Origin of the sequence: Sneathiella sp., from assembly GCF_047631475.1 — a bacterium.
GTDB lineage: Bacteria > Pseudomonadota > Alphaproteobacteria > Sneathiellales > Sneathiellaceae > Sneathiella.
In genome coordinates, this window is the sequence record NZ_JBLHZT010000045.1 from 1 (window position 1) to 23,119 (window position 23,119).

General features: G+C 47.0%; 21 protein-coding genes. 7 read left to right on the forward strand and 14 right to left on the reverse strand.

Features of this window, described 5'->3' with window-relative positions; translation table 11 throughout:
• Window positions 1-49: 49 nt before the first annotated feature.
• Genes ACJAYR_RS15120 through ACJAYR_RS15130 form a run of 3 tightly spaced genes read left to right on the forward strand, consistent with a single transcriptional unit; the run spans window position 50 to window position 2,063 of the window.
• Entirely contained in the window at window positions 50-835 is a 786-nt protein-coding gene (locus ACJAYR_RS15120; RefSeq protein WP_415237376.1) for a TatD family hydrolase, read from the forward strand.
• Window positions 835-1,593 (forward strand): MBL fold metallo-hydrolase, encoded by a 759-nt coding sequence (locus tag ACJAYR_RS15125; protein ID WP_415237377.1) that lies wholly within the window; start codon window positions 835-837, stop codon window positions 1,591-1,593. Before ACJAYR_RS15120 ends, ACJAYR_RS15125 begins: the two co-directional genes overlap by 1 nt.
• Window positions 1,590-2,063 carry a GNAT family N-acetyltransferase gene (locus tag ACJAYR_RS15130; protein ID WP_415237378.1) on the forward strand — a complete coding sequence of 158 codons (474 nt, stop codon included), beginning with the start codon at window positions 1,590-1,592 and terminating at the stop codon, window positions 2,061-2,063. Before ACJAYR_RS15125 ends, ACJAYR_RS15130 begins: the two co-directional genes overlap by 4 nt.
• Before the next feature lie 2 nt (window positions 2,064-2,065).
• On the opposite strand, the gene ACJAYR_RS15135 is transcribed toward ACJAYR_RS15130, so the two are convergent.
• Window positions 2,066-2,563 (reverse strand): winged helix-turn-helix transcriptional regulator, encoded by a 498-nt coding sequence (locus ACJAYR_RS15135; protein ID WP_415237379.1) that lies wholly within the window; start codon window positions 2,561-2,563, stop codon window positions 2,066-2,068.
• Between the two features lie 124 nt (window positions 2,564-2,687).
• On the opposite strand from ACJAYR_RS15135, the gene ACJAYR_RS15140 reads away from it, so the two are divergent.
• Window positions 2,688-3,665, forward strand: a complete 978-nt coding sequence (locus ACJAYR_RS15140) for an NAD(P)H-dependent flavin oxidoreductase (RefSeq protein ID WP_415237380.1) — start codon at window positions 2,688-2,690, stop codon at window positions 3,663-3,665.
• An 85-nt stretch (window positions 3,666-3,750) separates the two neighbouring features.
• Here the strand turns inward: ACJAYR_RS15140 and ACJAYR_RS15145 are convergent, their stop codons facing one another.
• The 5 genes from ACJAYR_RS15145 to ACJAYR_RS15165 form a co-directional block, all read right to left on the reverse strand.
• Entirely contained in the window at window positions 3,751-4,752 is a 1,002-nt protein-coding gene (locus tag ACJAYR_RS15145) for an alpha/beta hydrolase (protein ID WP_415237381.1), read from the reverse strand.
• Window positions 4,753-4,946: 194 nt separating this feature from the next.
• Window positions 4,947-5,372, reverse strand: coding sequence for a VOC family protein (locus tag ACJAYR_RS15150; protein ID WP_415237382.1), 426 nt, complete (start codon window positions 5,370-5,372; stop codon window positions 4,947-4,949).
• A 68-nt stretch (window positions 5,373-5,440) separates the two neighbouring features.
• Window positions 5,441-6,316, reverse strand: a complete 876-nt coding sequence (locus tag ACJAYR_RS15155; protein WP_415237383.1) for an alpha/beta fold hydrolase — start codon at window positions 6,314-6,316, stop codon at window positions 5,441-5,443.
• Window positions 6,317-6,434: 118 nt separating this feature from the next.
• Complete coding sequence (locus tag ACJAYR_RS15160) at window positions 6,435-7,316, reverse strand: DMT family transporter (RefSeq protein ID WP_415237384.1); 882 nt, start codon at window positions 7,314-7,316, stop codon at window positions 6,435-6,437.
• Window positions 7,313-8,242 (reverse strand): bifunctional helix-turn-helix transcriptional regulator/GNAT family N-acetyltransferase, encoded by a 930-nt coding sequence (locus ACJAYR_RS15165; protein ID WP_415237385.1) that lies wholly within the window; start codon window positions 8,240-8,242, stop codon window positions 7,313-7,315. The genes ACJAYR_RS15160 and ACJAYR_RS15165 overlap by 4 nt, the downstream gene beginning before the upstream one ends.
• A gap of 218 nt (window positions 8,243-8,460) precedes the next feature.
• On the opposite strand from ACJAYR_RS15165, the gene ACJAYR_RS15170 reads away from it, so the two are divergent.
• Entirely contained in the window at window positions 8,461-9,540 is a 1,080-nt protein-coding gene (locus ACJAYR_RS15170) for an NADH:flavin oxidoreductase (protein WP_415237386.1), read from the forward strand.
• Window positions 9,541-10,410: 870 nt separating this feature from the next.
• On the opposite strand, the gene ACJAYR_RS15175 is transcribed toward ACJAYR_RS15170, so the two are convergent.
• Window positions 10,411-11,019 (reverse strand): regulatory protein RecX, encoded by a 609-nt coding sequence (locus ACJAYR_RS15175; RefSeq protein WP_415237387.1) that lies wholly within the window; start codon window positions 11,017-11,019, stop codon window positions 10,411-10,413.
• Between the two features lie 469 nt (window positions 11,020-11,488).
• On the opposite strand from ACJAYR_RS15175, the gene mazG reads away from it, so the two are divergent.
• Together mazG and ACJAYR_RS15185 are read left to right on the forward strand one after the other, a co-directional pair.
• The gene (gene mazG / locus ACJAYR_RS15180; RefSeq protein WP_415237388.1) at window positions 11,489-12,310 is read left to right on the forward strand and encodes a nucleoside triphosphate pyrophosphohydrolase; all 822 of its coding nucleotides are present in this window, start codon (window positions 11,489-11,491) and stop codon (window positions 12,308-12,310) included.
• A gap of 54 nt (window positions 12,311-12,364) precedes the next feature.
• On the forward strand, window positions 12,365-13,894 hold the full coding sequence (locus ACJAYR_RS15185; RefSeq protein WP_415237389.1) for a sensor histidine kinase: 1,530 nt from the start codon (window positions 12,365-12,367) through the stop codon (window positions 13,892-13,894).
• 15 nt (window positions 13,895-13,909) lie between these two features.
• On the opposite strand, the gene hflX is transcribed toward ACJAYR_RS15185, so the two are convergent.
• The 7 genes from hflX to ACJAYR_RS15220 all read right to left on the reverse strand — a co-directional run bounded on the left by hflX (window position 13,910) and on the right by ACJAYR_RS15220 (window position 23,112).
• Window positions 13,910-15,223, reverse strand: a complete 1,314-nt coding sequence (gene hflX, locus ACJAYR_RS15190) for a GTPase HflX (RefSeq protein ID WP_415237390.1) — start codon at window positions 15,221-15,223, stop codon at window positions 13,910-13,912.
• Between the two features lie 44 nt (window positions 15,224-15,267).
• Window positions 15,268-15,507, reverse strand: a complete 240-nt coding sequence (gene hfq, locus ACJAYR_RS15195; protein WP_169545542.1) for an RNA chaperone Hfq — start codon at window positions 15,505-15,507, stop codon at window positions 15,268-15,270.
• Window positions 15,508-15,716: 209 nt separating this feature from the next.
• Entirely contained in the window at window positions 15,717-16,568 is an 852-nt protein-coding gene (dat, locus tag ACJAYR_RS15200; protein WP_415237391.1) for a D-amino-acid transaminase, read from the reverse strand.
• A 13-nt stretch (window positions 16,569-16,581) separates the two neighbouring features.
• Window positions 16,582-18,069: a TrkH family potassium uptake protein gene (locus ACJAYR_RS15205; RefSeq protein WP_415237392.1), complete on the reverse strand. Its 1,488-nt coding sequence runs from the start codon at window positions 18,067-18,069 to the stop codon at window positions 16,582-16,584.
• Window positions 18,070-18,072: 3 nt separating this feature from the next.
• Window positions 18,073-19,449, reverse strand: a complete 1,377-nt coding sequence (gene trkA / locus ACJAYR_RS15210; protein ID WP_415237393.1) for a Trk system potassium transporter TrkA — start codon at window positions 19,447-19,449, stop codon at window positions 18,073-18,075.
• A 28-nt stretch (window positions 19,450-19,477) separates the two neighbouring features.
• On the reverse strand, window positions 19,478-20,884 hold the full coding sequence (locus ACJAYR_RS15215; protein WP_415237394.1) for a sigma-54-dependent transcriptional regulator: 1,407 nt from the start codon (window positions 20,882-20,884) through the stop codon (window positions 19,478-19,480).
• A gap of 2 nt (window positions 20,885-20,886) precedes the next feature.
• The gene (locus ACJAYR_RS15220) at window positions 20,887-23,112 is read right to left on the reverse strand and encodes an ATP-binding protein (RefSeq protein ID WP_415237395.1); all 2,226 of its coding nucleotides are present in this window, start codon (window positions 23,110-23,112) and stop codon (window positions 20,887-20,889) included.
• Between the last annotated feature and the right edge of the window lie 7 nt (window positions 23,113-23,119).

The following is a 23,119-nucleotide window of genomic DNA, read 5'->3' on the forward strand; positions in this document are numbered from 1 at the left end:
TGGATCTGTTTTTAAGCACGGCCCGAAAATAAATAATCAAGGATGAATTATGCTTGTTGATAGTCACTGCCATCTCGATTTTGAGCAGTTATCATCACAAATGGATGATGTGTTAAGACGCGCCGAATTGGCAAATGTCGGTCATATGCTGACAATTGGCACTAAACTGCGCCAGTTTGACGGGGTCCGCGCTATTGCAGAAGCCCATGACAATATTCATTGTTCCGTCGGGATCCATCCTCATGAAGCTGAAGAAGAGGGTAGTGATATCACTGTTCAAAAACTGGTAGATCTTGCCAACCATCCAAAAGTAGTGGCCATCGGTGAAACCGGCCTTGATTACTTTTATGAGCATTCACCCCGCGAAATTCAAAGACAGTCTTTCAGAATTCATATCGAAGCCGCCCGGGAAACCGGCCTGCCATTAATCGTTCATACGCGAAACGCGGATCAGGACACCATTGATATTCTACATGAGGAATATGCGAAAGGCCCTTTTACGGGCGTTATTCATTGCTTTAGCTCTGGATGGGAAGTTGCTGAAAAATCAATGGAAATTGGATTTCTTATTTCCATATCGGGAATTGTCACTTTTAAGGCCGCTGAGGATTTAAGAGATCATGTTCGGAGAATTCCGCTGGACAAATTACTGGTCGAAACAGATAGCCCTTATCTTGCGCCTATTCCCAACCGGGGAAAAACAAACGAACCCTCGTTCGTCGCCCATACCGCGGCCAAGGTTGCCGAGTTAAAAGAAGTTAGTCAGACTGAAATCGCGAACATTACAACGCAGAATTTCTTTGCTTTGTTTAATAAAATTCAACGAGAAGATTGATGAAAGTAAGAATTTTAGGATGCGGAACGTCAGGCGGCGTTCCTCGGATAGGGAACGACTGGGGGGCTTGTGATCCGAACGAGCCGAAAAACAGGCGCAGTCGGTGCAGTATTCTGGTGGAGAATGAGGGAACAAAGGTTCTCATTGATACTTCACCGGATATGAGAAATCAGCTACTGGATGCAGAGGTAGGTAAACTGGATGGGGTTGTTTGGACCCATGAACATGCAGATCAATGTCACGGGATCGATGAACTGCGTGTCTTGGCCATTCGCAATCGGGAGCGCGTGAAGGTTTGGGGGAACAAGGTTACACTTGATGTGTTGATGCGCCGTTTTGACTATTGTTTCAAGCAACTGGATGGTAGCCCGTATCCTGCAATTCTTGAAGAACATTTCATCGATGGCCCATTTGATATTGGCAATATCAACTTTATTCCGTTCGATCAGGACCATGGCAGTGTTATCAGTCTTGGATTCCGAATGGGGGATATCGGCTATTCAAACGATCTGGTCAATCTGGATGACAATGGCTTTGATATTCTTAAAGGTGTTGATACGTGGATTGTCGATGCCATGCGCTACACTCCCCATCCAACCCACGTTAATCTGGAAACGGCGTTGAAATGGATTGAGCGCCTGAAGCCGCGCCGGGCAATTTTGACAAACATGCATGTTGATCTGGATTATCAGACGCTCATAAAAGAACTCCCTGCGGGGGTTGAACCTGCTTATGACGGAATGGAGATAATTACGTGAGCGACATTGACTTTATAATCCGGCAGGCTACAGAAGAAGACATTCTGCAAATTGTCTATCTGTTGGCAGACGATCAGTTGGGCGCAATTCGGGAACAGGCTGAAAACCCGTTGCCAGATTTCTATATGAATGCCTTTTCCCAGATGCAGCAGCAAATGGGCAACGAACAGTATGTTGTTGAAAGCGACGGAAAAGTCATCGGATGCATGCAATTGACCAAGATTGCTGGTCTTTCCAGAAAAGGGATGAGCCGCCTGCAAATTGAAGCGGTGCGGATTGATAAATCGATCCGATCATCAGGCCTTGGCCGTAAAATGATGGAGTTTGCGATCGAACATGCGAAAACGACAAATTGTGAGTTGGTGCAGCTAACAACGGATTTAACCCGTCAGGATGCGCATCGGTTTTATGAAAACCTTGGCTTCAAAGCCTCTCATGTCGGCATGAAGCTGGATCTTTCAAAGGACTGATTTTATTGTGTAAAAGTCTTTCTGTGATGGACCAGATCGATCATAGGTTCATCGGCTCCATTACCTGGAAGAACCTGCACATCACGTGCCGATAAACGGCGCCCGTCATGGGCGAGGACGCTCACCGGGCCGATCGGCTTTCCATCATGGCGGTCAACGAGGAGCAATCGCTCCCCACAGGAGGAGGGCGCATATTTCTCGCCCCAATCCATCAGCGCAATCAAAATTGGATAAATATCCAACCCTTTTTCAGTAAGCTTATATTCCACAGAGCGGCCATCTGTTTTGCTTTTCCGTTTTTCAAGAATATCGTTTTCTGTCAGTTTCTTAAGCCGCTGACTTAAAACCGTTGGTGAAATAGACAATTGCTGCTGAAAGTCTTCGAACCGACGAATTCCCATAAAGGCATTACGCAGGATCATAAAGGTCCAGTGTTCTCCGATCTGGTCCAATGTCTGTGCAATACTGCAATTCAGATCTTTAAAATCCTTTTTGCTCAATGAAAATTCCTCCACCCTTTTGGCTGAAATACCGGATGATGCATTTATACGGGTGACAAATTTGAATTGCCGCCCCATTATTGCGTTCAATAACTACAATAATAGTAGCTAAATGGAGCTGAAAATGAAAACAAAAATCACAGAATTATTTGGTATCCAACATCCTATCATTCAGGGTGGTATGCACTTTGTCGGTTTTGCGGAAATGGCCGCAGCTGTTTCAAATGCCGGGGGACTTGGCATTATTACGGGGCTGACCCAGAAAACGCCAGCCGATCTGGCCAACGAAATCGCTCGCTGCCATGATATGACCGACAAACCGTTTGGCGTAAATCTGACCTTCCTGCCCGGTTTTGCAGCCCCGCCTTATCCTGAATATATTGAAGCAATTGTAAAAGGCGGCGTGAAAATCGTTGAAACGGCGGGCAGAAGCCCAGAAGCCTATATGCCTGCATTGAAAGAGGCCGGTATCAAGGTTATTCATAAATGCACGTCTGTTCGCCATTCGTTAAAAGCCGAGAAAATTGGCTGTGATGCAGTCAGCGTTGACGGCTTTGAATGTGGTGGGCATCCCGGCGAAGATGACATTCCAAATATGATCCTGCTTCCCCGGGCAGCGGAGGAACTTTCCATCCCTTTTGTTGCCTCTGGCGGTATTGGAAATGGTAAGCAACTGGTTGCGGCCCTGGCTTTGGGCGCGGACGGCATTAATATGGGAACCCGTTTCATTGCAACAAAAGATGCGCCGGTACATCAAAATGTTAAAGACGCATTGGTTCAGGCAACTGAATTAGATACACGCCTGATTATGCGCCCGCTGAGGAACACAGAACGGGTTCTGGCCAACCCAGCCGTCGAAAAAATTGTTGAAATCGAACGTGAGAAAGGCGCGAGCCTTGGCATTGACGATATTAAAGAGCTTGTAGGTGGTGTCTATCCAAAGGTCATGCAAGAAGGGGACATGGATGCCGGTGCCTGGAGTTGTGGCATGGTCGCGGGCCTTATCCATGATATTCCAACCTGTCAGGAACTCGTTGATACGATTATGGCGGATGCTGAAGCCATTATCCAACAACGGCTGAACGGCATATTATCCGCTTGAAGCCCATGAATAGAAGCGCGTCTGGCTCGATAATTGGCAGACGCGTTTATTTAAAAAAACATTTAATAACAACGTTTTATTTTTGTTATTGAATAAACTGCTTTATCAGTTCGTGGGCACGGCTGTTATTGACAATATCCAAATGCCCAACCCCTTCAATCAGATGATAGTTACCCTTATCCGAAACGCTGCTGAGCAAGGGCTGAAAAGCGTCTGCGATAAAGGCTTCGTCTTCTTTTCCCACCAACAATAGGAAGGGGGGAAGTTGCTTAACATCATCCAGATAGTCATTTCGCGGCGCATAGCTTGCGTTCAGGCGATAGGAATAAGACGGGGTTGCCGTATGGCCAAGTGGCCCCTTCAGAACGCTGTTTGGCATCGCAAACTGAATAACCGTTAAGTCATTGAACCCTTTAATTCCAACCTGATTGAGCATGCTTAACCCGATTAGTCGCCGGGTCAAGGCAAAGGCCCAGCCACCTGAATTTGGCCGCATCGTCGGGGCGTCATACTTCAAAAAAGGGGCCAGCAAAATAGCTTTATCCATGCGGTCTTTATACGATCCCCCAGCCATCCGAACAACCAAACCGCCGCCCGAAGAATGCCCGGCAACAATAACCTGCTGACCTTCTGCTTGAATATGGTCAATCATATCTGCCATGTCTTCTTCAAATTGCCCGATATGATCAACGTCACCCCGTTTTTCAGGTGCCGCCCCGTGGCCACGCAAATCAGGCACGGCAACAACCGCCCGTTTAGATAATTCGGTCGCCAGAGCGTGATATTGAAGTCCATGCCAACCTGATCCATGGATCAGGACAACAAGGGGCCCTTGATTTTCCCGACCATATATCCGTACTGGCAACGAGTAACCATCCCGCATGGGAAGAATGTCAGGCGCGGGCGGGTTTACGGCTGCTTTGCTGGTAACTTTAGAAAAGTCTAACCCTTTGGTCCCTGTCGTCAGATCGTCGGGCCACTGTGAAATAATCAGCACTCCAGCGATACCAAAATAAATGACAGGAAAAAGAAGGATGGCGCCCAGAAACCGGCGGATTATTGGAGTTTGTAAAAAGTGTAAAACCATCTGGGCCTTTCACGGACAGAAAACAGTGCGCAGATCTAGACCATAGTTTCGGTCTGGAAGAAATGGAAATTCTTTATTCAGCATTAATCAACACGTCTTCTTTTTTGCTGTCCTTGCATTGCAGGTGTTTGACCGGGCATAGCTAATTTCAGCCTTCATGAGCCCTTGTTACACGCCGGAGAAATTCCCTTTTGTTATCCGTCTTTTTCCTGCTGCGTAATCAAACCAATTTCCTGTCCATAGGCCAGCTCCAGAGAATGCCCGTCAGGATCGCTGATAATGGCCCAATAGCCAACAGGCGGGCCCGACCGTGTTGGCCCCATCTTAAGAATTCCTTCGTTTCTGGCCAAGTCGCAGAACGCGTCTACATCCGCCTCGGACGGGCATCCAACCCCTAAATGCGCAATGGGCTTGAGAATAGGATCTGCGGTCTCTTCTTCGATTAAGACAAGAACAAAGGGACGCGTTTTATCGGAAAGCCAGACAACACGCATACCCGTTTCTGGATCGGCCCTTTGATGAACCGGTTCCATTTGGGCGTATTTTTTGTAAAATCCAATGCTTTTATCCACATTCGTAACCGCAAGGGCAACATGTGTAAAACCAATATCTACGGCCATCTTCCTTCCTTTCCGTCAAAAGGGCAGAACAAGGATATAAATGAAACGGTTTACCCGCAAGACGGATCCTAGCGCCGACCTTCAATATATTCCGCTGTTAATGCCGGATCTTCCATCGGAATAAAATGGCTTAAATGTTGAAGCCAGACATCCCGACCATTTTCAAAGGCATGTGCCAGATTTTCATCTGTAGGTGACGCAGAAAAATCGATTTTATGGGTAGCATCAGGACGCCTGCCACGGGCCCGCAAAACCAATACAGGGCATTTCAATTGAGACAACACATTGTGCAGATTGACACTGCAATGGCCCATATAAACAGAGGCCTCGATATCCGGAGGGCAGGCGAGACTGACCCTTGACGGGTTATCTTTTGCCGGAACAACGCCATAGCGGCAGTAATTTTCCAGAATTTCAGGCTGCCAGTCAGAGTAGGGGACACGGGCCCGAAAAATGTCATACATATCGCGCCAGTCTGAAAAATCGTTTTTGCGGCGGGCAATAGGATTGTCTTTCGGATGTCCTTTCTCAAAGTCGGAAAGGGTGTCATAGCGTTCCAATGGAAAGACAACCGGATCGATCAAGACAAGGCGTTTGAACCGTCGCGGTGCTGACAGGGCGGCCTGAAGCATTACATGCCCGCCCATGGAGTGTCCTACACCGATAATGTCATTCAGATCCAGCTTTTCAATCAAATTAATGGCATCATTTCCCATCACGGACCAATCCAGCAAATACCGGTCCGACTGACTGCGTCCATGCCCGCGCTGATCAACCGCAATAATATGATAGTCAGATTGAAGCTGTTGAATTACCGCTTCCCAAACCAATCCGTGCATGCCGGTTGCGTGAATAAAAAGAAGGGTCTGGTTTTGCGGATCGCCCCATTCATAGTAGGAAAGGGAGAAATCCTCCAGGGGAAGAAGTTTATTTTTATAGGTCACGTTTTTTCGTTCTTATTATTAATAGGCCAGCCGTAGTTTAGGCACGAAATACCTAAGAAACAATGATTTTAGAAACCGGGAATGCAGATCAATTTACCCGCAGAATTTGGGGCGGTTTTCAGGAAACGCTTTGTCGTTGGTAAAAACCGCATATAAGCCCGGCAATCACAAAAAGAATGCCGCCAAAAAGGTAGAAGGTGATCGCTTCGCTTAACAGAAGATATCCGAAGACCGCGCTGCTGATCGGCCCGAGTGACAGAAAAATTGTCACCCTTGTAGGAGAAAGATATTTCAGCGCCCATAACCAAAGGAAGTAACCCGCGGCACTGCTAAAGCCAATAAACAGAATAACCCACCAACCCATTGTGTTTATGCCCGTAATGGAGGGCAGACCGTCCACTAAAACGGCATATCCGCCAAGCACCAGTACCGATGCAAACATTGCTAGAACACTTACATTTTGAGCCGGGTATTTCCGCAAAAAAGGGGCATATAGAACACTGCAGAGAGCCCCGGAGAATGCCGCCAGAAAGGCCGCGAGTATAGCGAAATACTCCGTTTCCTGCGGAATGTTTAACGTCAGTTTATCAATCACGGAAACCCCAACACCAAGAATTGTCAAGAGTACTCCAATCGCTTTTAATAGCGTAAGTGTTTCGCGCCCCAACAGCACAGACAGGATCAATGTTTGCAAGGGGAAGGTTGAAAATATGAGAGCAACCTGTGCGGCGGGAAGAAATTGCACGGCGTAATTCAGGAGGGCGACCAGAAAACCAAACTGCACGACACCCAATGCCGAAATCGGGACGATATCAATTACGTCGAATGCCCGCCTTGAAAACAGCAACATGACAGGAAACAAAAATAGAAATGCCACAAAATAACGAAGGGCAGCCAGTGTTGCCGGTGTGGTTTGGTCAATCACATAGCTGGATGCAACCAATGCTGCGCCCACCTGAAGGCCCGTCAGTATAGCCGCAACAATCGGCAAGCCCTTCATAACGGCCGGCTCCAGTTCTGTCCAATCAGATCTTTACCGAAACTATGGTGCGCTTCTTCTTTTACTAATGTAAATCCAAGTTTTTTATATATGTTAATCGCGGCAAGTAGGTTCGCATTCGTCCAAAGCGACATATGCCGATACCCATATTCTTTCGCTGAATTCATACATTCTTCGACCAGTCTTACGCCGATACCATGGCCTCTTGCTTCTGGGTCAACTATCACCAGACGGAGTTTGGCGGTATCCGAACTTTCCTCAACAATCAGGGCCGAACCAACAACCTTTCCGTCAAGCTCCGCGATCCAGCAGACCTCTCGATCCGGTTTAAAATGAGTTATAAAATCAGATGCGATTTGGGCGACCAAAGCTTCAAAACTGTTATCCCACCCGTATTCTTCTGCATATAAACGCCCATGGGCGCTGATGATCCAGCCCATATCCCCTGGTTGATGGTTTCGCAATACGAGGGAAGGCGTCGCCAAATCTGACTTTCCAAGAAGAGATTGAATGGACCCCATGGCCCGCAAAAGCGCATTTTGCTGATCTTCATTCAGATTGTTGATCATTACACTGAACAACGCGCTTGATTGTTGGTCCAGTTGTTCTGCCTCTCGGTCGCCTTTTTCAGTAAGAACAACAATTTGCCGTCTTTTATCCTCAAGGTCGGTTTTTCGCGCAATAATGCCTTGTTTTCCGAATTTTGTCAGTAATCTGCTGACATACGCCGGATCCAGATCCAGATCATGTGCCAACTCTTTTGCAGTTGTTTGCCGCCGCTCATGTATTTCGTACAGAACACGGGCTTCTGTTAAGCCGAAATTACTGTCCAGAAGCATTTCATTCAGAATACCGGCTCTACGCGTATAAAAGCGGGAGAAGGACCGAACAGCCGCGACTTTTTCAAGAAAGGATTGGCTCTGCATTTGATTATTGTCTCTGAATTTATCAATTAGATGACACTAGTCATATAATAATTTGTCCTAATAATGAAGCCGCTTTCTTGACCATCCGACTCAAACTTGATTTTTTCACGTTATGTGACCGTCTTCACTGGATCGACAAACAACGTTGCGAAATAGAAGGGGGCTCCTTAAGTTGAGAAAAGCGCAAAGACAATATTCAAAGATTTAAAGGTTCGAAAATGAACAAAGACCTATTCACATCGCTTAACTTCAATCATGGCAGCCATATCGAAAACAGACTGGCGATGGCCCCAATCACAAATATGCAAAGCCATGATGATGGGCGGCTTTCCGATGAAGAATATAAATGGCTGACCATGCGGGCAAACGCTGGTTTTGGATTGACCATGACCTGCGGGGCCTTTACTGAAATGTCCGGCAAAGGCTTTCCCGGACAGCTTGGTATCCATAATGACGACATGCTTCCTGGATTAACCAAGTTCGCTAAGGGACTAAAAGAAAAGGGGTCTCTTGCGATTGTACAGCTTATTCATGGGGGTATGCGGGCCGCAGAAGAGCATACCGGCACTCAGCCTGTATCCGCGAGTGACCAAGCCAAGTTTAATGCGCGAGGGTTGACCACGGAGGAAGTGAAATCTGTCATTGAAAATTACATTCAGGCAGCTCTTCGTGCAGAAAAAGCGGGCTTTGACGGTGTTGAAGTCCATGGGGCTCATGGATATTTATTGTGCCAGTTTTTAAGTGCCACCCTTAATCAAAGAACCGATGATTATGGCGGTTCAGCCGAAAACCGTGCTCGGATCATATTTGAAATTGTCGATGGTATCCGTGAAAAATGTCGGCCTGATTTCAACATTAGTGTCCGTTTATCGCCTGAACGGTTCGGAATGCAGCTGGAAGACGCGCTTTACACGGCTAAACGTCTTTTCGACGAAGAGAAGATAGACTTTCTGGATGTCTCATTGTGGGATTTCAAAAAAGAACCAGAAGAAGAAGCCTTCAAAGGCAAAAAACTCATGTCCTATTTTACCGAGCTTGACCGCAAGTCAGTAAAATTGACGGTTGCCGGTAAAATCATGTCTGCTGCCGATGTTGAACTGGCCTATAACATGGGGGCCGATTTTGTGATGGCTGGCCGGGCAGGTATCTTACATCACGATTTTGTTGAGCAAATCCAGAACAACACTGATTTTGAAAGTGCCAAGCTACCAGTGAGCGAAGCATATCTTGCAGAACAAGGGCTGAGCGACACATTTGTAAAATATATGGCCACATGGGACGGGTTCGTCAGCAAATAACCATCGACCAATAGATCCGCATATATTAGCGTAAACCACCCAATGAAGGTTCACCGTGATCTTCATCCGGTATATTAAATACAGTCCGTCAAGTATTTGTCTTATTTGCGATAACCACTTTTCGGGTTGTCTATTTTTCTTGCCGCAATGAATAATGAATTGGCCTTGGCTCTGCGGCCTATCAAGGCAAGTCACCGGCGCCAGTAATTGTGCAATCTGTTAAGACGATACATCGCATTGAAGAACCGTTTCCATGGGATTACGGTCAAGTCTGAGCGTAATCCCAAGATGTGGTTTGGGTCAGAATCTGAAAGATCTTAGGGAGAGGAACAGAAAACGTCCGCAACGATTACAGTGGATAAATAGTGTTTGGTATACATACTTCCCATAATGTGTCAGATATGACTTCAATATTTTCCATAATATAAATTATACGCAAAAATTTGTATCAACTATCTGAGTTAATTATCCATATCAGAACTCCGCTCTCCTCTTAATCTATTGTTCTAGCTGAACCCTCAAACCCATATAGCGGACCAAATCATATTGTTTGCTGGATAATCTCATTCAGCATTCGACATTGGGGACGCTCAGGCGACAATTTCCATACCTGCCGTGCCACGCACCGTTTTAAAGATTATCTCTCGAAGCCCTGCTTTCTACCAGGTCCAAGCTATAAGGCTGGCTCCAAACAAGACATGAGAATAACTTGCGATACATGCCCTCTTTCTCAATTCTCTCTGCCAACCAATACCATCGGCATTCTAACAGGTGCTAAAATGGAGCGTCCTGCGCTCGTTGTTAAGGATCGATCCTCTGGCTAACCCTGCTGTTAAGCAGTTGCCTCGATTGAAACCTATTTGAGTTTGTTCATTCAGAGGCGAAGATAATATCTTCAATCTCTTCGCAACGCTCCATCATCAACAATGATTTGGACAAACTGTAGTCAAAACCATTCCGGACCAGCGTCTGCAGTTCCTTTTGCAACCGTTCCTTAGTTACACCGTCGAGTTTATAAGGCCCAAAGCGGCGCTTTTTAATATATTTTGCAGCCGCTTTACGCTCTGTATAACCTTCTTCCTCCCGCAACTGGTCCAATGCGCGATCCGCTTCATTGTCTTCAAACCCCAGACTTTGTAATTTTACACTGATCTGTAATGAGGATTTACCCTGCCGTCCCATGGAACGCGCCTTACTTGCCGCATATTCCGTGTCATTTAAAATTCCGGCATCGACCAGTTTGGAAATTTCAGCGTCAATTATCTCCAGAACCGCCTCTGGATCCGTTTGATAAAATTCAATTGCTTTGCTTGATTTGTTCATTAAATGGCGCCGCAATTTCATGGTTGTTGCCGCGAAACGGTCCAGATAACGCAGGGCTTGCTGCCGAATGAGCGCAGGTGAAATCTCCTTAGGCGGTTTTTCCTTTTTAACCTTCTTCTTATTGTGTTGAAAATCGTCGTCCAGCTCATCAGTCATAGTGTAAGATTATGTATAAAAACAATAATATCCAGCCAAAAATTAACGAAGTAGCTTATTCCTTAAATTTCGTCGAATTTGGATTCAGGCCACAACGATCGCCGGACTTCGAATGCCCGTGGTCTGACAAATAAGGTATTCAAAGTCCTGCAAATACTCATTTAATATCAGTCTTACCAATACCGGTTGCTGCAACAGAAAGCCGAAACGTCTGAAAGGGTGGGATTGGGTTGGAGCAGACCAGCCTGAACAATCTGACCTGTTTATTATAAACCTGTCAATCTTGTCGTATGAATAGTGAATTGAAATGTCCGCGGTCTTCATTCTGCTTTAGTAAAAAGACAAACATCCGCTCTATTTTTGCGTTTCACGCTGAAAGTATGTGCCTGCTCCTTTACGAAGACACGGATAGGCGATTACACTGCATTATAACAACCATTGACCAATTTTGATCTGAAAGCATGTGTCTGTGTCTAAAGAAAAAACGTCCCCTATCGAACAGCTTCTTGAAATTATGGAAAAACTCAGGGATCCGAAAAACGGTTGCCCTTGGGACATTGAACAAACTTTCAAGACAATTGCCCCCTACACCATCGAAGAAGCTTATGAAGTCGCTGAAGCAATTGCTGAAGAGGACATGGTTGAGCTGAAATCGGAGCTGGGCGATTTAATGTTTCAGGTGGTGTTTTATACGCAAATGGCGAAAGAAGAAGGTCACTTTGATTTTAACGACGTTGTTCAGGCCATCGCCGACAAAATGATTGCACGGCACCCTCATGTATTCGGAGTAAAATCCATCGTAGATGCAGAGGCACAAACCATCGCGTGGGAAGAAATGAAAGCGGAAGAAAGAAAACGTGCCGCTGAAAAAAAAGGGCGCCCCCTTTCTGTATTGGATAACGTCGCACATACCCTTCCCGCCCTCACCCGCGCGATCAAACTGCAAAACAGGGCGGCCCGCGTAGGATTTGACTGGCCCGACACAGCACCGGTTTTCGATAAAATCAAAGAAGAACTTGAAGAATTGAGGGCAGAAATCGTCGCAAACGACAATCCAGACCGTATTGCCGAAGAATATGGAGACTTCCTGTTCGTTGTCGCCAATCTGGGACGCCATATTGGCGTCGAACCTGAAACTATTCTTGCGCAAACTAATAGAAAATTTACCAGACGCTTTCATTATATTGAGGAAAGGTTACGCGAGAACAATAAATCGCCTGAAACCAGTAGCCTCGAAGAAATGGACCATTATTGGAATGAAGCAAAAAAAACAGAGAAAGAAACATTGTAACAGTTGGGCAGCGCTGACTGTAGTTCCTCTTTTTCTTGCTTGAAAGGCAATATTTTGGCCGATCACGCCCCCCTACCTCATTTCAAGTCTCATCAGGAATTCTCGTCTTATAACCTTCTTTCCACGCTAGTCTGGGTTTATAAAATTGACGAAAATGCATTTTGGTGGGCGAACAATGCCGCTTTGGCATTTTGGGAAACCGATAGCGTTGATGCTTTTGTCAGTATCGATTTGACAGAAGATACACCCGTTGTGAAAGACCGCCTGAATGATGTCTTCGAAAGATGCGCCACGGGCGAAACCGTTGAAGAAAACTGGACGTTATACCCAAAAGATATTCCAAAAATGGTGTTTGTTACTTTTCACGCCATCTTTGTGGAAAAAAACAAACGCGCGGTCCTGATTGAAGCAACCCCATTTTTAAAAGATGAACTGGACCCACGCGCGAAACGAATACTAGAGGCCGCCAGGAACACCCCTCTTCTCGTCAGCACATATAACCTTGACGGTCATCTACTGGTTCAAAATCCTGCGGCTGTGAAGGCTTATGGCATTTCAACAGACCAAATAGTCGCTTTTTCGGATCGATATCCCGATATAGACCTAACAAGTGAGTTGAATAAAAGTTTGAAGCAGCACTCAATTTTCGTAAAAGAAGTTGAAGTATTAACCCAACAGGCCCCCAGATGGCACCGTATAACTGTTGAAAAAGGGCGGGATCCGGTTTCTGGTGAACAGGTTTATGTGGTCGCCGAAGAAGATGTAACAAAACGGATTCAGGCAGAACAGGATCTAAAAAATTTGAATTTGACCCTCGAACAAAGGGTTGCCGAGCGCACAGAAAAATTATCCATTGCTCAAGCAGAAGCCGAGGCCGCAAATCAGGCAAAAACAGACTTCCTCGCGACGATGAGCCACGAATTACGAACCCCTTTGAACGCTATCATCGGTTTTTCAGAAATGTTGTCCGCCCGGGTCTATGGCAGCATCAACGATCGTCAGGCTTCCGCCCTTTCTGATATCAATGATAGTGGACGGCGGCTATTGAACCAGATTAATGAATTACTGGATGCATCTACTATCGATAGCGGAAACCTCAATCTTTTTGAAACGACCTTTCCCGTATCAAAAATTACTGATTATTGCGAGCGGGTTTTCTCACTGGAAGCTTCCAAAAAAGGTCAGCGACTGGTCATCGAATGCCGAAATGCCGATACGGTTATTTGCGCCGATGAACACCGTCTGACGCAAGTCATCATCAATTTAATGACCAATGCGACGAAATACACTCCAAAAGGCGGGCAGATTTCCCTGATTATCTACAAGAAAGAAAATGGAGACGTGGTTTTTGAAATTCACGATAATGGCATTGGGATTGAGGAAAGCGAATTGAAACGCGTTTTCGATGCCTTTATGCAAGCGGAACAGGCATCCACGCTGGCATCGGGAAAAGGTGTTGGACTGGGGCTGTATATCTCGTCCCAGCTGATGAAGCTGCATAACGGATCAATTCATATGAGTAGTCAGGTTGGAAAAGGGACAGTCGCAACCGCAACGTTACCGGCCTCACGCGTCATTGCCTAAAGGAAACGACCCAAATTAAAGGATTTCCACATTCATTTTTTCCAGTCTTCCCAGATTTTCTGGTGAAAACTTTACATTTAATACGGTTGCTTCTTCTTCTTCCATCCGTTCGACAACTGTTCCGTGTCGATAGATCCAGGAAAGCGAGGCGCCATCGTCACTTGGAACCCGTACACTCAGCAATTTTTGATTATGCGTGAGCTTTCGTTCAATGGCCGCATTAAAGACATCAACCCCTATACCAGACACAGCTGACATCAAAATTTTATCGTCCTTGCGGTCAACTTCATTTTGAAGAAGGGTCATCGCCTCTTCGTCCAGAAGATCCACTTTATTCAGGACTTCCAGATAATGCTTCTTGTCGTCTGTATTAACGCCCAATCGTTTCAGGACGTCGAAAACGTCTTTTTTCTGGGCTTCTGTATCCGGATGCGTGATATCGCGGACATGAACCACCAGATCGGCTTCCAGAACCTCTTCCAAAGTCGCGCGAAACGCCGCCACGAGCTCTGTGGGCAAGTCAGAAATAAACCCGACCGTATCAGACAGAATAACGGTTTGTCCGCCCGGTAGATCAATTTTGCGCAATGTTGGATCCAACGTCGCGAACAACAGATCTTTGGCAAAAACGTCAGATTGCGTCAATCTGTTAAACAAAGTCGACTTACCCGCATTTGTATACCCCACAAGGGCGACAATCGGATAAGGCACCTTTTTCCGTTTTGAACGGTGTAGTTCGCGAGTTCTGACAACCGTTTCCAGTTGTTTTTTGATTTTTACGATCCGCTCGTCAATCAGACGTCTGTCAATTTCCAACTGGGACTCGCCCGGCCCGCCAAGAAAACCAGCACCACCACGCTGTCTCTCCAAGTGAGTCCACGACCGCACCAAACGCGTACGCTGATACGATAGATGTGCCAGCTCAACCTGCAAGACGCCTTCTTTGGTCTGCGCGCGATCGCCAAAAATTTCTAGAATAAGCCCGGTGCGATCGATCACTTTTGCATGCAATCGACGTTCCAGATTTCTTTGCTGAACGGGGGAAACAGACCGATCAATGATAACAACATCAATGTCGTTATGCTTGATAAAATCGGCATATTCTTCAAGTTTACCTTCGCCAAAAAGAGTTCCCGGTTTAGGAGCCGCCAATGAAACGACTTCTGAATGAATTACGTCCAGATTGATGGCGGCTGTCAGTGAAACTGCTTCAGCCAAGCATCCTTCAGGGTCCCTGATTTGATTCTTTTCCCCTTTTCGCAAAAAGGGATGCAGAACCAGCGACCGATCTCCTGAGCGCGGCGAAGTGCGCTCTGTTTCGTAATCCATATTTTCCTGTTCTAACTCTCTACCTGTCCTGATAAGACCAGTGCTTATTGAGCAGATGGATCATATAGCTGCACTGGTGATGCAGGCATGACAGTAGAAATTGCATGTTTGTAAACAAGCTGTTCATGCTTGTCACGGCGCAACGTTACACAAAAATTGTCAAACGCACTAATGGTACCTTGCAGCTTTACACCGTTAACTAAGAATATGGTGACAGCAACGTTATTTTTGCGACACAAATTGAGGAACACGTCCTGTACGTTTAGCGATTTTTCAGAGGCCATTTTGCAGTCTCTTTCCTGATTATTCTAAAATTCTTTTTTTACACTTTAAGCTGACGATCAACTTTTTAAATTAGCCCTTTTATTGAAGGGCAAAAAAGATCCCCTCAGATAAGGACTAAAATTGGAAAACACAAGTCTTTTAACCCCAAAAGAATAATAAAGTATTTTTAGCGACATAATAACAATTTATATCGTAACTCTATAAAAGACTAATTTTCCATATATTCTTTAAACACAGTACGCAAATTCGTGGCAATACTCCCCGGCTTCCCATTGCCGATCACCACATCATCCACTTTTATAACAGGCTGAACATACGACGAACTGCTGGTAAGAAAGACCTCCCGCGCGTTCAGTAATTCTTCTTTGGAGAATGCCCGCAGTTCAAACTTGATTTTGTTTTTCTCAAGAAGATCCAGCAGAGCCGCCCGCGTAATGCCGGCCAAAATCGAATTGTTGGTCGGTCGTGTGATCAAGGTACCATCCTGATCAACAATCCAGGCATTGGTTGAGCTGCCTTCTGTCACCATGCCGTCCTCGTCAACCTGAAATGCTTCATACGCCCCCTTCTCGACCGCTTCCTGCTTGGCCAGAATATTGGGCAGCAGTGACACCGACTTAATATCACAACGTTGCCAGCGAATATCCGGGACCGTAACAACGGCTACGCCTTCTTCCGCTTTACGCGCTGACTTTTCCAAGGATGTCTTCTTTGCGGTCATAACAAGCGATGGAAAGGCATCTGCCGGGAACGGATGATCCCGCGGCGCCACGCCCCGCGTAACCTGCATATAAATCAACCCGGTTTCGACACCGTTTTTGCGCAAAACTTCCCGCATAACAAGTTCCATCGGCCGGCGTTTCATCGGTTCTTCGATCCGAAGTTCATTCATGCTCCGCCATAAACGGTCCAAATGTCCGTCGGCATCAATCATTTTTCCGGCAATAATCGGAATCACTTCATAAACACCATCGGCAAATTGATACCCTCTGTCCTCAATATGAACGGAAGCTTCTTTGTGAGGAACATATTGACCATTTACATAAGCAATTCGTGACATAACGATACCTTAATTAACGCCGCCACAGTGACGGACTAAAAAGAGCAAGGATAGTAAAAAATTCCAGTCTACCGACCAGCATAGCGATGCATAATAGGACCTTAGAGGCCGAGGGCAAGTCACTGTAGGACGTAAACTCGACGCCGGTTCCATCAGCGCCTGCAACAAGCGGCGTGATGGCAGCACCGGCATTCGCCAAATTTCCAACGGCGAGCGCAGAAGCTGCCTGAAAATCAAGGCCCGTCAAAGCAAGAGCCAAAGAAATAAAGGCGATTGAAAAGCAATATAGTGTAAAAAAGCCCCAGGCCGACAAAACGTTTTCCTGAGTTATTTTGTTTTTCCCATATTGCAACGTAATCACTGCCGTGGGGTAGCTCAGACGTTTGACTTCGGCCACCCCCTGCTTAAACAGCATAATGGCCCGCATCAGCTTTATGCCGCCAGTGGTCGACCCAGTTGATCCCCCGATGCTCATCAGGAAAAACATCATAAAAACAACACCGACAGGCCAGAAAAATTCACCAGATTCAGAGATCGGCGCTAACGTATAGCCAGTCGTCGTAAGGGCAGAAACCGTATTAAATACGGCATAACGGACAGTTAAAAGTACCGGCATATCTGTCTCAAACGACAGTAGGATGCCCATCCCGGCGGTACTGACCAATAATAAATAGATCAGATATCGATATTCCGGATTTTGAAAATATATGCGTCGCTCGCCGTTGAAAAAAGCCCAATGCAGACTGAAACTGATGGCCCCGATAATCATAAAAACAATCAGCGTAAGTTCAGTAAAGCGATTACCAAAAAGCTCTAACCCGTGATCGGTGACCGTAAAGCCACCTGTCGACAAGGTTCCAAATCCGTAACATAGGGCGTAGAACGGTTCCATCCCTGACAGCCACAGAAAAACAATACAGATTGCGGTCAATAACGCGTAAATCTGCAGAATGGAAAGAACACCAAACCGTATTCGCCTTGAGAGACGTCGGCGAGTACTTCTGGCAATCGCCCGATTAAGCGGTGTATTCCCTGGCATGTTGAAGGCAGACGACAATGTTGAGACCAGGATGATCAAGGCGAACCCCCCGACCCATTGTATCAACGAGCGCCATAGTAAAATACCGCGCGACTGATCATCCAGATTATCAACAACCGAAGCGCCATTGGTTGTAAATCCGGAAAGTGCTTCAAAATATGCATCCAACGGACTGGCAACCGCTTCACTTAAATATAACGGGATCGCGGCAAAAGCGGGCACAACGGTCCAGATCAAAAACGCCGTTAAATACGTTTCCCGGCTGTTCAGTCTGGGGGCCTCCATCCGATTGGCTAAAATCAGACCGCCCCCCAAAAAACAGGTTCCAATTGCCGTGACAAAAAAAGCGGCCGCAACAGTCATATCCTGATCCGATACCGCGTAAACACTGGGAACCAGCATCAACGCTGCCAGCATTGACAGAAACCAACCCAAAATTGTCAAGACGGGTGCAAGTAACATGGATCAGAAAAATTCCAGACTGACAGAGAACATTTCTTCCACTTTGCGAACGGCATTGCTCAATGCAAAAATCACCACACGGTCATTTGGTTTGATAACGGTCTTCCCGCGGGGAATAATGACCGAATTCTCTCTCATAATGGCCCCGATAATGGTGCCTTTGGGCAATTTAATGTTTCGAAGTTCCTTACCAACAAGCTTCGAGGTTTCAAGGGCTTCCCCTTCCACCACTTCCGCAGCACCATCCTGAAATGAATGCAGGCCTCGAATACGGCCTCGGCGAACATGGCGCAGAATTTCAGAAACGGTGGTCGCCCGCGGATCAACAACGACATCCACGCCCAGCGACGTCATCAAACGGGTAAAAACAGGATTGTTGATCAAGGTGATGGAAGTTTCGCTGCCCTGCCCTTTAGCCAACAGAGACGACAGAATATTTACTTCATCATCATTGGTCAGCGCGACAATCGTTTCGGCTTTACGTACATTGGCTTCTGTCAGGATATCCGGATCCAACGCGTCGCCGTTCAAAACAATTGTATTTTCCAACTGATCCTGAATAAATTCGGCCCGCTTTTTATTGGATTCGATCAGCTTAAGAGAAACATTTTTCATATCCCGCTGGATGGATTGCGCGAGATGCAACCCGATATTACCACCCCCGACAATAACCACATTCCGGGCTTCCTGTTCTTCGTGACCGAACAAAGGCATGGCGCGCGCAACATGTGTCACATCGGCCGCGAAATACACTTCGTCACCTGGGAACATCTGGTCATCAGAGGTCGGGACTGTCATCCGGCCTTCTCGATAAATACCGACAACGACGATATTCAGATCCGGAAAAAGTTCGGTCAATTGCCGCAGCGGTGTATTAACAATCGGACAGCTTTCGTCCAGACGAACGCCAATAACCTGCACCAAACCATCAGCGAAGGAAACCGTATCGAAAGCGCCCGGGACTTTAAGGCGGCGGGCAATTGCCTCAGCTACTTCAACTTCAGGAGAGATGATCACATCAATCGGTAAGTGATCCCGACTGTATAAATCAGACCAAATAGGAGCCAGATATTGTTGCGCACGAATACGCGCCACTTTTTTTGGAACATCGAAAAGAGAATGCGCGACCTGACAGGCGACCATATTGACCTCGTCACTATATGTCACCGCGATCAGCATATCCGCGTCCCGCGCCCCTGCATTTTCCAGTATATCTGGATGAGAGGCATGTCCAACCATGGCCCTAACATCCAATTCATCCCCAATTTTACGGACCAATTCAACATTTTGATCAACAAGGGTAACATCGTTCCCTTCACGCGCGAGCTGACGGGCGATATTTGAACCCACCTGCCCGGCACCGCATACAATAACCTGCATACTGGTCTGGCCTCCGCCTTGTATGAACCTACTCTGGTTCTTTTACCCGTTCACTGTTGTGAATGCCAAGGGATTTAAGTTTTCGGTGTAATGCAGAGCGTTCCATTCCAACAAAGGAGGCAGTTCTGGAAATATTTCCACCAAACCGATTGACCTGTGCTTCCAGATACTCTTTTTCAAATCTCTCGCGCGCATCCCTAAGCGGGAGTGTCATGATTTCCGTACTATCTTTTTGCCCGCTCATCACCGATTGAGCCGCACCGGCATCCGCCGGGATCATATCTGCGGTGATCGGCGCGTTTTTCTCGCCCGTCGCCAAAATCATGATCTGTTCAATAACGTTTTTAAGCTGGCGAACGTTGCCCGGCCAATTTGAAGCCTGAAGGGTAGCGATGGCATCTTCCCCGATCTTACGGACAGGGAGCCCTGCACTTTTGGCAAATCGTTCGATAAAATACCGTGCCAGCGGAGCAATATCCTCCAAACGTTCCCTTAATGGCGGGATGGTTAATGGTACCACGCTCAAACGATGGAAAAGATCTTCTCGCAATCGGCCATTTTCCATGGCTTCCTTCAAGTCTTGGCTCGACGATGAGATCACTCTGACATCCACTTTGACTTTCTCGCTCCCTCCGACCCGCTGGAAAGATTGCTCGACAAGGACACGCAGGATCTTACCCTGCGTTTCAAGTGGCATATCTGCAATTTCGTCCAGGAAAATGGTGCCGCCATGGGCTTGTTCCAGCAATCCGCGACGTGCGCCTTTCGCTGAATTCATGCGGCCTTCTTCGACACCAAACAATTGAATTTCAAGAAGCTCCGGGGCCATGGTGGCCGCATTCATCGCGACGAAAGGCCTGTCGCTGCGCAGCGAATTCGTATGGATCATGCGCGCGACAACTTCTTTACCCGATCCGGACGGCCCGGTAATCATCACCCGACTATTGGTCGGCGCGACCCGTTGAATGGATTGTTCTAATTGTACCATAACGTTAGATCGGCAGATCAATTCGTCGACAAATTCTCCCGCTTTCTGCCTTAATTCCTGCACTTCCCGTCGAAGGCGCGAGGCTTCCAAAGCCCGCTCTACGACTTGCATCAGACGTTCAGCTTTAAAAGGCTTTTCAATGAAATCATACGCACCCATTTTAATGGTGTTAACGGCTGTTTCAATATTGCCATGGCCCGAAATCATGATTACTGGCAACTCGACTGCGACTTTCTTTATTTCCTGAAGGATCTCAATTCCGTCGAGCTTGCTTCCGCGCAACCAAATATCAAGAATAACCAGACTGGGGCGCCTGTTCGCAATTTCTGCCATACATTCGTCACTGTTGGCCGCCTCCCGTGTTTCAAACCCCTCATCCTCAAGGACCCCGGCAATAAGGTCTCGAATATCAGCTTCATCATCGATAATTAGGATATCAGCAGACATGACTAGCTATTCCCTGTTTTAAGCATTTTTGTTTCTTCGACTTCGATTTTAAAAAACATGATCTGAACTTTCGCGCCGGGACCGTCATCGGCATCCATTAAAGCAAGAGACCCGCCATGTTCTTCCATTATTTTATTGACAATTGCCAAGCCCAGACCCGTTCCCTTTTCCCGGTGCGTGACATATGGCTCTGTCAGTCTAGCCCTGTTTTCATTGGGTAATCCGCGACCGTTGTCTGTGATTTGCACCACAAGCTGCGTATCATTTTCAATCATGCTGATCCCGATATGCCCTCGTTCCAACGTAGCAGGATCACCATCGCGCCCTTCAATACTATCGGCAGCATTCTGAAGGATATTGGTAAACACCCGTGTAATTTGTGGCGTATCCAGCTGACATAGAGATTCTGATAATTCTCCGTTGATCACATAATCGATCTCAGGATGCGCCACCTTCTGAAGGAAAACCGCTTCTTCCAGAATGATATTCAGTTTTTCCGGCCTGAAACTGGGTGCTGGCATCCGCGCAAAAGAGGAAAATTCATCGACCATTTGTCCGATGTCACCAACCTGCCGGATAATTGTGTCCGTGCACTTATGGAAGGTTTCAATATCCGTTTCGATCTGCTTGCCATACTTCCTTTTAATCCGCTCCGCAGATAATTGGATCGGGGTCAGCGGATTTTTAATTTCATGGGCAATTCGGCGGGCGATATCCCCCCAAGCCGCCATTCGTTGGGCCGACACAAGCTCGGTAATCTCGTCCATCGTGACGACAAAACCCTGAACTCCCATTTCTGAAATTTCCGCGGCAATCCGCACCAGCAGATGCCGGTGAACCGACGTCGTTTGAAGATTGATTTGCGCCTGGGCAATCCGAAATGGTTTTTCCCGGACTTCATCCAGAAGATCCGCAAACTGAGGCACGACATCTTTTAGTGGACGGCCGATCATGTCACTGGTCTCGATCTCGATCAGCTTACCCGCGGTCCGATTGGGAAGCGTAATATTACCGCTTACATCCAGTCCGATCACACCCGCAGAGACGCCAGACAGTACGGTTTCAGTAAAACGTCGGCGTTCATCAAGCTGTGTATTTGTTTTTTCAAGTTCCAGATGCTGGCTCGAAAGCTCGCGCGTCATGTTGTTAAACGATTTTGCCAGAATGGCCATTTCATCATAAGCGGCATTCTCGTCAACTTTTGTATCCAGATCTCCGGTACTGACCCGCTCTGCTGCATTGACCAAGCCTTCGATGGGCCCCACCAGGCGGGATGCAATCGCCAGCCCAAACCAAACCGCAGCCAACACCACCATCATCGAGATAATAATAAAGATCGCTGCGAACTGAAGTTGAATACCAAATCCTTCGTCCTGAAGCCGTTTATAGTCTTTGGAGGCCTCTCTGGTGCGTTCCATATGCTCCAGCACGCGGGGTTCAATATAACGCGCTACATACAGATAGCCGTCGAAAAGCCGGTCGAGCCGAACAAGCGCCCGAACTCGGTCATCCGTATCACTGGTTGAAATGACAACATCATTAACCGCAGCCTCTTCCAGCATTTCAGCAGGAATTTGCTCAAAATCGGCGACAAAACTTAAATCTGATTGGGCAATCACCCGCTTTGTCCCATCGAACACAACGGCTTCACTCAAATTACGGGCGAAAACCTGATCGGTCAGGAACGCGTTAAAGCGTTCGCGGTCATTCAACGCCGCAACAGGGACCCTGTTAATACTGGCCGCCATGCTTAAAACGTCGGCGCGAATGGTCTGAATATGTTCCTTGATATACGCTTCTGCGACGGCTAACGATTCAGAAACGGCGATATTCACCGGTTCAGAAAAGTGCTTTTGAAAATAAATGTTGAAAAACAGGGCCGAAAACATCGCAACCATGATGGCGGGGGCAACAGCAATCAATGCAAACAGCTTCACCACCCTGCGATGCATGTTGCTGCCGGCCTTGCCAATGCGGTTTTTTCGCCACATTCGAATAATTCGGTGACTGACGATCGCGGTCAGCAACATCAGGATCACAAGATCAACCAGCACCAGAACACGGGTGATATAAACATCGTCACCGGCGAGTGACCCATAGGTCGCAATCCCACTCGCAATGGCAAGTAATGCCACAACAAAAGACGTTTTTGGACCAAGCCCAATCTTCCGTGACCACCGCGTAAAAGAAAAGCGTGGTTTGGATGCAACTTCCTGTGTCTGCGTCACTTGTTCC